At 60.9% G+C, this 10705-nt stretch carries 10 protein-coding genes and 1 pseudogene; 7 read left to right on the top strand and 4 right to left on the bottom strand.

Going from position 1 to position 10705, the window contains the following annotated elements:
- Positions 1–187 precede the first annotated feature (187 nt).
- The 3 genes from NKJ06_RS32560 to NKJ06_RS32550 form a co-directional block, all read right to left on the bottom strand.
- Complete coding sequence (locus NKJ06_RS32560) at positions 188–1408, bottom strand: MFS transporter (RefSeq protein WP_352636001.1); 1221 nt, start codon at positions 1406–1408, stop codon at positions 188–190.
- A gap of 101 nt (positions 1409–1509) precedes the next feature.
- On the bottom strand, positions 1510–2925 hold the full coding sequence (chrA, locus tag NKJ06_RS32555) for a chromate efflux transporter (RefSeq protein ID WP_352635995.1): 1416 nt from the start codon (positions 2923–2925) through the stop codon (positions 1510–1512).
- 15 nt (positions 2926–2940) lie between these two features.
- On the bottom strand, positions 2941–3921 hold the full coding sequence (locus NKJ06_RS32550; RefSeq protein ID WP_352635993.1) for a chromate resistance protein ChrB domain-containing protein: 981 nt from the start codon (positions 3919–3921) through the stop codon (positions 2941–2943).
- Positions 3922–4035: 114 nt separating this feature from the next.
- On the opposite strand from NKJ06_RS32550, the gene NKJ06_RS32545 reads away from it, so the two are divergent.
- The 7 genes from NKJ06_RS32545 (at position 4036) to NKJ06_RS32515 (ending at position 9762) form a co-directional block, all read left to right on the top strand.
- The gene (locus tag NKJ06_RS32545) at positions 4036–4431 is read left to right on the top strand and encodes an amino acid permease (protein WP_352635991.1); all 396 of its coding nucleotides are present in this window, start codon (positions 4036–4038) and stop codon (positions 4429–4431) included.
- 26 nt (positions 4432–4457) lie between these two features.
- Entirely contained in the window at positions 4458–5327 is an 870-nt protein-coding gene (locus NKJ06_RS32540) for an APC family permease (protein ID WP_352635990.1), read from the top strand.
- Positions 5328–5343: 16 nt separating this feature from the next.
- Complete coding sequence (locus NKJ06_RS32535) at positions 5344–6162, top strand: DUF1259 domain-containing protein (RefSeq protein WP_352635988.1); 819 nt, start codon at positions 5344–5346, stop codon at positions 6160–6162.
- Positions 6163–6409: 247 nt separating this feature from the next.
- Positions 6410–7384: a Fe-Mn family superoxide dismutase gene (locus NKJ06_RS32530; protein ID WP_352635986.1), complete on the top strand. Its 975-nt coding sequence runs from the start codon at positions 6410–6412 to the stop codon at positions 7382–7384.
- Positions 7381–7851, top strand: coding sequence for a chromate resistance protein ChrB domain-containing protein (locus tag NKJ06_RS32525; protein ID WP_352635984.1), 471 nt, complete (start codon positions 7381–7383; stop codon positions 7849–7851). The genes NKJ06_RS32530 and NKJ06_RS32525 overlap by 4 nt, the downstream gene beginning before the upstream one ends.
- Before the next feature lie 39 nt (positions 7852–7890).
- Positions 7891–8778 carry a DUF1259 domain-containing protein gene (locus NKJ06_RS32520; RefSeq protein WP_352812062.1) on the top strand — a complete coding sequence of 296 codons (888 nt, stop codon included), beginning with the start codon at positions 7891–7893 and terminating at the stop codon, positions 8776–8778.
- A gap of 210 nt (positions 8779–8988) precedes the next feature.
- On the top strand, positions 8989–9762 hold the full coding sequence (locus tag NKJ06_RS32515) for a sulfite exporter TauE/SafE family protein (RefSeq protein ID WP_352635998.1): 774 nt from the start codon (positions 8989–8991) through the stop codon (positions 9760–9762).
- A 210-nt stretch (positions 9763–9972) separates the two neighbouring features.
- Here NKJ06_RS32515 and NKJ06_RS32510 read toward each other — a convergent pair.
- Positions 9973–10415: pseudogene (locus NKJ06_RS32510) on the bottom strand (YqaA family protein).
- Positions 10416–10705 lie beyond the last annotated feature (290 nt).

The raw sequence follows: 10705 nt of genomic DNA, 5'->3' as shown, positions 1-10705 counted from the left end.
AACCATCGCCGGTCCTCCCGGCGAGGGAGAAAACTGTCACCCATCTAATCAGTCCATTCTGTTACCTATCTATCCGGTTCGGACACCGTGGCGGGCTTTTCAATTGATGCACTACTCGTCGGCAGAACGCCCACCTGCAGAATAACAGGGGCGCGCGGCTCATGCTGTCTCGGCATTCCGCGGGTTGCTACGGCCCATCTCGTCGTTCCTCTGGCGGGCGAACCTTGCGAAACATCGCAAGCAGAAGGATGTCATAGACAATCTTCAAGGCGCCGGCGATGAGCAGCGGCCAACCGAAGCCGGACATTGCGAGCAGCGAGCCGGCAAGCATCGGGCTGGCGGCTGCCGCGAGGCTGCGCGGGACAGCGGTGACACTCGCGGCGGCGGCCCGCTCACCAGGTGATACCACGGCCATGACGTAGGAGGTGCGGGTCGGTACGTCCATCTGCGACAAGGCGCTCCTGATCAGCAGAAGTACGATGACGGGACCGAGGCTCGGCATGAAGGGGATGAGCAAAAGGCAAAGACTGGACGGCAGGTGTGTGAACACCATCGTGTTCACCAGCCCGATCCGTTTAGAGATTTGCACGGCCACTAGATACGACCCGGCGGAGAGGATACCCGTCAAAAAGAAGATTGCGCCCGTCGCAGCGAGCGATAGCCCGAACCGTTGGAAAAGCCAAAGAGCCATCAACGACTGGACCACGAAACCGCCCGCAAAAGCGTCAAGGCTGAAAAGTGCAGCGAGCGTGAGGACGATGGTTCGAGATTTGCGTAGTGGTTCCGCCGGTACCGCACTCGCATCGAGCGGCTCATCCGGCAATTTCCGATAGAGGAGCAACGCTCCTACTCCCAGAAAGGCATAAAGCAGGAAGGCGATCTGGAGAGCTTGCTTGATGTCCAGGCCGACAATCTGGCGGAGTAGGTCGGGGGCTCCGGCCGCAAGAGCACCGACCGCCCCTACAAGTGAGCCGACAAGGCTGTAGCGTGCAAAGAGCGCGGTGCGGTTGCGGTCAGTGACACTATGGGCAAGTTGCGCATGCTCCAGCGGCAGAAACACACTGACGTCGCCCGAGGATGGGTTCAACGTTCCCACGAATGCGACAAGGAGCAGCGGCCAGAAATCCTGAACCAACGCGAAGGCGCTCCCCGTGACAACCATCAGGACGGCAGCTGCAATCAGCAGGGAGCGGCGAGAGAAATGGTGTGCGACAAACCCGACGGTCAAAGTGAGCACCGCTGAACCAGCGAGCGTCGCTGTGGCGAGAACCCCGATCTTGAAAGGACTGAAACCAAGTGTGGCCAAATAGGCGGGAAGCAGAAGACTGACGAGTCCGTCGCCGAATGCCCTCAATCCCCTGGACGTCAACAGAAGGGCAGCTGCCGGCCTGGCACCGGCAGGCAGCAGCGAAAACCTCTGTTTGGCTAAAGGTTCGCGCGAAGCATTCGTCGGCGTCTGGGCTGCCAGGTATGCCTCCTGCCGCAAAGTGGTTGCGCCTATCGCACTGCTTAAATCGATCCCGTGGCAACGCCATAAAGCACGCCCAGGACAGAGCATGTCGCGAGCACGGGGATCATGCCGATCTTGAAACGAAACACGGCCAGCAGCGCACCGATTGTCAGCACCAGCGACGGCAGGTTGACGGAGCTGAATACTGGCACATCCACCGTCGTGCCCAGCCAGCTGACCTCACGCAGTTCGCGGAACAGCACATGAAGCGCGAACCACACCGCCAGGTTCAGGATCACACCGACCACCGCCGCCGTGATGGCAGACAGCGCTGCCGATAGGGCCTTGTTGCTGCGCATCGTCTCCATGAACGGCGCGCCGAGGAATATCCACAGGAAGCACGGAACGAAGGTTACCCACGTCGTCAGCAGACCGCCGAGTGTTCCGGCGACCAGCGGGCTGAGCATTCCTGGCGCCCGGTAGGCGCCCATGAAACCGACGAACTGGGTGACCATGATGAGCGGACCGGGCGTGGTCTCGGCCATACCGAGGCCGTCCAGCATTTCTCCCGGCTTGAGCCAGCCGTAGTGCTCGACACCTTGCTGAGCGACATAGGCGAGCACCGCATAGGCGCCGCCGAAGGTGACCATCGCCATCTTGGAGAAGAAGATCGCGATGTCGGTGAAGACATTGCCTTGCCCAAGAAACACAAGAAGTGCCAGGACCGGCACGAGCCACAGCAGCAGACACACCGCTGCGATCTTCAGCGACCAGCTGACGGATGGCCGGGTATGCGCAGGCACCCCTTCGCCAAGCGCCGTATCTGCGTCGGCAACCTGCTTGCCGCCGACCTTGCCATGTCCGTTGCCCGACTGGAATGAAGCCCACCCTGCCCGTCCCCCGACGTAACCGATCACACCCGCAGCCAGGATGACCAGCGGGAATGGCGCGTGGAAGAAGAACAGAGCGATGAAGGCCGCCGCCGCAAGCCCGATCATGGCATTGTTCTTGAGCGCCCGTCTGCCGATGCGCAACACCGCTTCGAGCACGATGGCAAGGACCGCCGCCTTCAAGCCGAAGAAGAGGGCCTGAACTGCTCCGACATTGCCAAAGATTGCATAGATCCAGCTCAACGCCATGATGGCGATCGCACCAGGCAGCACGAACAGGATACCGGCGACGAGGCCGCCTCTGGTCTTGTGCATGAGCCAGCCGATGTAGATGGCAAGCTGTTGTGCCTCCGGCCCGGGCAGCAGCGTGCAGTAATTGAGCGCATGCAGGAACCTGGTCTCGCCGATCCAGCGTTTTTCCTCGACGATGATGCGGTGCATCATGGCGATCTGACCCGCCGGGCCGCCGAAGCTGAGCGCGGCCACACGCGCCCACACCCGCGTGGCCTCAGCGAACGAAATGCCATGGCCGGGCGTGTCGTCTGGTCGGTTCGGTGCTGTCACGGTGTTCTCAGCATTGGCCATGATTGGTTCCTCGGATCACCCGCGCTTCGAGCGGAAATATCGGTAGAGGTTGTCGAACACCGAAGCGCCCTCGGCGATCCGTTGCTCGTCACCGGCATTCGCCATGGCGATCCCGGCGATCAGGCTGGCAATCCCCGTGGCTTCCTCGCGACCGAACTTGCTGTCCTTGAGATCAATATCGTGGACGACCTCGGCGATGGCCTGCAAAGCCGTATCCGTAATGCCGGCGCGGGCCAGCAGCACCTCGAAGCTGCAGCGGTCTCCCTCATGGGTGATTTCGCCCTCAAACATGTCGAAGCGCAATTCGCCCTCCTTTGGCACGTATCCCTTGCCAGCGACGAAGCGGATTGTTGCATCGGCATCGATGAAGCGATGGATCAGCCAGCTGCAGGCGATGCGATCGACATGCACGTCCCGGCGAGTGACCCAGGTCCGGCCCTTGAGCTCGCCCGGCTCGGCCATCTTCTTTGGTTCCTTGGTCATGGCCTTGTCCTCCATAAGCTGAGCCTCGAGCTCGGCGATCAGTCCCTCTACAGCAAGGCGACCGCTGGCGCCGAAGAAGTCGATTGTCACAAGCTCGGCGAGCCGCTTGCGCATTCGACCGAGTTGCGTGCGGGCGTCCGCGCGCCGATCCTCGGTCCTCTCGGCGTCGATAGCCGCCGTTAGATCGCGCGCTGCCTTGGCGATCTCCGCATAGTCGGTGTCCCGCGCGGCATCGAACAGCGCCCGAACCTGTACGTCCGTCAGGCCGTCGATCAGACGCGCCTCACACACCATCGCCTCACCGCCACCGTCGATAATTTCCTTCAGGAGCCATTCGAAATCCTCCTGCGTCTCTGCATCGGCGGGCAGCGCATAGACGGTGCTTTTGACCGCAACTGCGCCGATACCCTGCAGCCGCCGCCAGATCTTTACCCGGAAATAGGCTGGTTTGGTCGGCAGCTGATGGATCAAGAGCAGCCAGCGCTGCTCGGTCCCAAGTTCCCCTTCGCTCATCAGCAGACCGTATCACTGAGAAAGGCAAATGCAACACTTGTATCATGCTTTATTCAGGCGTAGCGTTCGCGGTCTCGCAGACTGTCTCGCTGACGCCCGACAGGAGGTGCCGAAATGAGAGCTTCGGGTGGGGCTACCCAGTCAGGATCATCCGCGACACGGACCCTTGGACGCACCGCAGCTACGCTCATGACTGCCGGCATGATTATCGGGACGGGTATTTTCGGTGCCCTTGGTGCGACCGCCGAGCGGGCCGGTCCCGCCCTTCTCCTGGCGATGATTCCAGGAGGGCTGGTATGCTTGGCCACAGGTATCAGCGGCGCGCAGCTCGGCGTCAATTTCCCCAGACATGGCGGTGCGTTCATCTGGGCCCGGGCGTTCCATCTCAACACGGTCGGCTTCCTTGCTGGCTGTTGCTATGTTGGACAGGGGATTGTGGGCACGGGCGTGGTATCGCTGCCTTCGCTCATTACTCAGCACAACTTGTTCCTGGCCTTCCCGTACATTTGACGGCTGGCGCGCTTGTACTCGTTGTTATGCTAATGAATTCCTTTGGTATTTCCTTCACGAGCAAAGTCATTATTGGCCTGGTGCTGGTCATCGTTGCGCTTCTGGGCGTATTCGTTTTCTTCGCGGCTCCGCATGTAGAAGTCGCTCGTTTGGTCCCGACACTGGATAAGGGGCCATTCGGATTTATGGCGGGCGCCGCGATCTTCTTCTGGGCTTGGGATGGCTTCATGCGCACCGCCATTATGGCGGGCGAAATTCGGGATCCCCGAAAGGCCATTCCCTTCTCCATTCTAGGCGGCATTGCGATCGCCGCCGTCGTCTATTACGCCGTGGCCGCTACTACTCTGGGGGTGCTTGGCGCGGAGGAAATGGCCAAAGATGACGTACCTCTCTTCAAGGCAGCTACGCAGGCTATCGGGTCGTGGGGCGGCTGGCTGATCCTAGGGGCCGCATGGACAGCATCGATTAACGAGCTCGTTAGCGATCTGCTCAGCGTCTGGCGTGTGGCGCTCGCGATGGGCGAGGCGCGCGAATTTCCGAAATGGCTCGGCGAGGTCCATCCGCGTTTCAAGGTGCCGCGTCACGCAGTACTTGCCATCGGGGCGCTCGTCTTTGCAGTGGTGCTGGTGTTCGACCTGCGTCAGGTCTTGCCGCTTGCCAGCTTTTACCTGCTGGTTTGGTTTGCCATTACCCACTACGCGGCTCTGCACTTAAGTAAGGAGCAGCGCCTGTTCTCGCCCTTCTTCGCTTGGTTCGGCCTGGCTGGCTGCTTCATACTGCTCTTCTTCATACCACTCCTGCACCTTATAATTGGAATGGTGACGCTCGCGTTGGCGTTCGGCACTCGATTCATTGTGCGGCGCCAACCGAAATTTGGTTCGGCTAGTGCTAGCTGAAACGAGGAGGTCCAAGATGCTCGATTACCAAGCCATTGAATCCCTTACCGGACTGAAGGGACAGACCACGGGTGACGTGCTCAAGTTATCGGTCCCGCGCAGTGAAGTGAGAGTGACCCTGGACGGCTTTGAGATCATTCCGTTTATGGGTCTCACCTCCTGGGTCGGTTTCAAACAGGGGGCACATCATGCGACGTTGATGGGCGACATCGTCGTGCTCGAAGATGAAATCGAGGGAGCGATGGCCGCAGCGATCCAGGCAAACCTGTATGTAACGGCCCTACATAATCATTTCGTCCGCGAACAGCCGCGCGTGATGTTTATGCATGTCGAGGGTACGGCTGATGAAACTGCGTTGGCGACAGGAGCGCATGGGATTTTTGAAGCAATAAAGATCGTGCGCAAGAAGCGTCCTGTCGGACCTGCCATGAAGAAAGTGAACAGTAGCTTGAACGTCCCGCCGCTTGAGGCGATTGTCGAGCACAAGGGCGAGAGCAAGGACGGCGTGCTCAAGTTTGTCCTGGGGCGGCCATCCGTGCCCGTCGTCTGCACACGCTGTGGCGAGCTCAATATTGATGCCGCAATGGGCTACAACACGTGGGCAGCCTTCCAGGGCACGGACGAGCGCGCCGCGGTCTGCGGCGACTTTGCGATGCTGGAAAATGAAGTCCATTCAGTCATCCGTGAACTGCAAGCTGGAGCGATTGAAGTGATCGCGGTGCACAATCACATGTTCTTTGAAGACCCGCGGATCATCTTCTTGCACTACTGGGGCATCGGCAATGCTCAGGCGTTGGCGCAGAGTTTGAGGCGGGCGCTCAACACGCAGCAATAGTTTGTCAGACCGTGCTGGAGCCGAGCGCGCCGATGCCCTGCAACCATCGCCGAATCTTCACCCGAAAGTAGGCGGGCTTGCTTGGCAGCTGATGGACCAGGAGCAGCCAGCGCTGCTCCTGTGATTGCCCCTCACTCATAAGTGAACCGTATCACGAACAAAGACAAATGCAACACTTGTATCATTCTACATTCGGGCATAGCGTTCGCCCCCTCACGGATGGCCGTGCCGCAGAGTGGGGAAACCGATGCCACACCAAATCATGCCGTTGCCGTTCAAGCCGCCTCGCCTCGTCGGCCTCTCCGAGAGGCTGTTGGCAAGTCACTACGAAAACAACTATGGCGGTGCCGTTCGTCGCCTCAACGCCATCGAACAGCGGCTCGACGGGCTCGACTGGGGCGCGGCGCCAGTTTTCGACATCAATGGTCTGAAACGCGAGGAACTGGTCGCAGCCAATTCAGCAATCCTGCACGAAATCTATTTCGACGGACTCGGTGGCACCGGCGATGCCGGAGGCGATCTCGCTGCGGCTCTGGAGCGCGACTTCGGCAGCGTAGCCTCCTGGCGCGCCAAGTTCATGGCCTGTGCCAAGGCGCAGGCCGGAGGCTCGGGATGGACCCTGCTGACCTGGTCGGAGCGGCGCGACCGACTGACGATCCAATGGGCGGCGGACCACACCAACTGTCTTGCCGGCGGCATGCCGATCCTCGCGCTCGACATGTACGAGCACGCCTACCACATGGATTTCGGCACCAAGGCCGGCGCCTATGTCGATGCCTTTATGAAGAACATCCATTGGGAACGGGTGGCTGCCCGCCACCGGCGAGCCGTCGCGAAGCGTGATCCTTCAACAGGATCGGCATCGGACGATGCGGTTCCAGCGGTCGCACCAGAGGAACTGCGGGCGCGTCTCGATCATGGAGAAGATCTCGTCGTGCTCGATGTCTGCCTCGCCGACGATCTGGCAAAACGCAGCGATATGTTGCCGGGGGCCAAGGTCCGCGCGCCTGAGACCATCGCCGATTGGGCGGGTGAACTGCCGAAGGACAGACCGGTCGTCGTCTATTGCGTCTACGGCTTCCAGGTCAGCGGCGACGCAGTCGCCGAACTGCGGCGTCGCGGCGTCGATGCGAGTGCGCTTTCAGGCGGCATCGCCGCCTGGCATGCGATCGGCGCGCCAACCGTCCCCCTGGTGATAAGCGAAGAAAGGATTGCGTCATGAAATGGGTTACCCGTGAACGTCCGGTCATCGACCGCATTGCCTGCCCCTGGCTGATTGCGCGCTTCATCGACAAGGAACCTGAGTTCCTGTTCGTGCCGCCCGATCAGGTGATCCGTGTTGCCCAGGAAACGGGCGCCACGCCTTACGACGTGCCCGGCGTCGAATTCACCCATGTCGGCGACGGCTGCAGTTTCGACACCTTCGTTTCCAAAAATGGGCTCGATCGCGACCCGGCGATCGTAACCATTGCGGCGATCGTGCGCGGCGCCGACACGGACCGGCACGACCTCACGCCACAGTCGGCGGGGCTGCTGGCAATCTCCATGGGTCTGCGGGACCTAACGTCTGACGACCAGGAGGTGCTGAAGCACGGCTTCGTCATCTATGACGCGCTCTACGCGTGGGCTTCGGGCCGCAAAGCGGAAACGCATAGCTGGCCACCCGCCATCAAGCCGGCGGCCGCATGACGAATTGGGCAATGGGGGCAAATTACAAGGAGAAACCCCATGCATGCAAAACTCGTGACCGGAGCGATGCTGATTGTGATGTCGGCGCTGCTCCAACCGGCATCGGCGGCGCCCGATTGGGAAACAATCGCAAAGGCGCTCGGCAAATCCGGAACCGAGACGCCTGATGGCGTCTACAGGGTCGGGCTGCCACGAACGGACCTGAAGGTTTCGCTCGATGGCATATCCCTGAAACCCGGATTTGCGCTTGGAGGCTGGATCGCGTTCGAACCCATGGGAGATCAGGCCATGGTCATGGGCGACATCGTTCTGACGCAGGACGAGGTGAACCCGGTCATGAAGAAGCTTGAAGAAGGTGGGATCGAGATCACTGCGGTGCACAACCACTTGCTGCGCGCGGAGCCGATGACGCTCTACATGCACGTCCTCGGCCAAGGCGACCCGGTTACGCTCGCAACAGCGCTTCATGCCGGATTGGCGCTGAGCAAAACACCGATGGGAGGCGGCGCCCAGCCGCAAGCCGCTCCGCAGATCGAGTTCGACACGGCCAGTGTCGACCAAACCATCGGTTATAAGGGTAAGGCCAACGGAGCGGTCTACCAGTTCACGATACCGCGCGCTAAGCCGGTCGAGGAAAATGGAATGGAAGTGCCGGCGGCCATGGGCTCGGCAATAGCGATCAACTTCCAATCGACAGGTGGCGGCAAGGCGGCGATCACGGGTGATTTTGTGCTGACCGCCAAGGAGGTCAATCCGGTTATCAAAGCCATGCAGGACAACGGCATCGAGATCACCGCACTGCATAGCCACATGCTCGATGAGCAGCCGCGGCTCTTCTTCATGCATTTCTGGGCAAACGACGATGTGCAGAAGGTGGCGAAAGGCCTGCGCGCAGCCCTCGACAAGGTCGCCGTCAAGAAGAGCTAGATTGGTGGCCCGTCCAACGGCGGAGTTCGGCCGGCTCGGAGCGATTGCCCGGCCTTCTTCCCGCTGGCTCGGGAATTGTCCTCTGGCACGGTGTCTTTCTGCCACCAGCATTCCGCCGGAGATCGCCTTTCCATCGTACGTGAGAGGCGGGCCGGGCCTTTGCGAACCGATGCGTTCGGAACGATCGAAGGCCCGCTTCGTTCTGATCGGATGGACTGGATTAGACTAGGCCTCCTGGCTTTAGCGGGGTTCCTCACCTGGACGCTGAACACCCTCTCGGCCGGAGGCGGAGGTCTATTGCTGATCCCCGCCGTGACTTTCATCACAGGCAGCGCGGCGGTTGCGCCGGTCATCACCTTGACCGAGCTCATCGGCAATCCCATCCGCGCCCTGGCCTTTCGGCGCGACATAGATTGGAGCTTGGTCCGTTGGTACCTGCCCGGCGCCATCGCCGGCGCCGCAGCGGGCTCTTGGCTCTTCGCCAACAGTCGGGCGGAATGGCTCCAGATACTCATAGGGATCTATCTGATCAGTGCAGTCTGGGAATTTCGCGGCGGGGCGCGCGAGCGGAGCTACCGAGCTCGCCGCTGGTGGTTCCTCCCGGCCGGCCTGATCGTCGCCCTGTTGTCGGCGCTGATGGGCACGGTGGGACCCGTCCTGAATTCGCTCTATCTGAACTACGGTTCGGAGAAGGAGACGTTGGTCGCAACGAAATCCGTGAACTCGTTTGTGACCGATGTCGTCAAGATCGCGGTATTCACCGGACTCGGCGCGCTAGGTGGTCAGGCGGCCATGTACGGCGTAGCCGCGGGTTTGGGCGCCGCGCTTGCCAATCTGCTGGCCAAGCGCTGGCTCGAACGCCTGAGTGGACGACAATTCCGCGGCCTTGTGGTCGCGCTCATGGCTGTGAGTGGAGCGCTGATGATCTGGAACCAGCACAGCTTCGTTGTGCAGGCTTGGCGCGCGGCCACAGGAATGTCCTAACAATGTCGACGTTGGCCGGAGCGCTGCGCCGTAGCTTGGTTGGCCGGTCCCGCGATGCACAGAAGCTGGCGAAAGGTCTGCGCGCAGCCCTCGACAAGGTCGCCGTCAAGAAGAGCTAAGCTTCCCGTCCGCGTGCATCAGAGTGGCCTTGGGCTGGTTCCTTCGAACCAGCCGGGCCTAACCCGATCAGCTTCGAGAAGCTTCGCCAGGTCAGATCACGCTCAGCGTCACGGCGGCAAGAACAAGATAACGGCCGACCTTGGCGGCAGTGACCAACAAAAGGAAAACCCGAAAAGCTCGCGCAGGACGCCCGCGACGACGGTTAGCGGATCACCGACAACCGGCAGCCAACTCAGCAGGAGCGACCACTTTCCGTAGCGGCGATACCACACTTGCGCGCGCTCCAGTAGCGCTTGGTTCATCGGAAACCACCGTTGGCTCCGGAAGCGCTCGATGCCTCGCCCGAGCAGCCAGTTGATCACCGATCCAAGCACGTTGCCGACGCTCGCGACTGCGATGAGCAGCCGGGGCGAGTAATCCGCAAGCAGCAGCCCGACCAGCACTGCTTCCGATTGCATCGGCAGGATCGTAGCGGCGATCAAGGCCGCCAGGAACAAACCAGCATAGGCTGCGAGATCTACTCCGAGACGCACGGCGATGGCGGCGGTCAGTCCGTAAACCACAAAAAAGGGTCGCAGCGTTCCTTCCGACTAAGGTGTGCTGGAAGTTGCCTTCGACGGGAACCACGGCTGGTTCTGGCGCAATCGCGGTGACCGCGAGGTAACGCTGACGATCCAGACCGAAGGCGATTACATCGACATCAAGCGCATGATCTAAAGCAGTACGAGTACGCCCCGCCCAAGTGGGGGACGGCCGAGACCTATTGCGCTTAAACCCTCCCGAGGCAGAAATTTTCGGAATCCATGAATCACAAGCCGGTGGG

Origin of the sequence: Mesorhizobium sp. M0293, assembly GCF_040321735.1 — a bacterium.
Lineage (GTDB): Bacteria > Pseudomonadota > Alphaproteobacteria > Rhizobiales > Rhizobiaceae > Mesorhizobium.
Note: the sequence above shows the minus strand (reverse complement) of the source record. Positions and strands in the feature narration are given on the sequence as shown.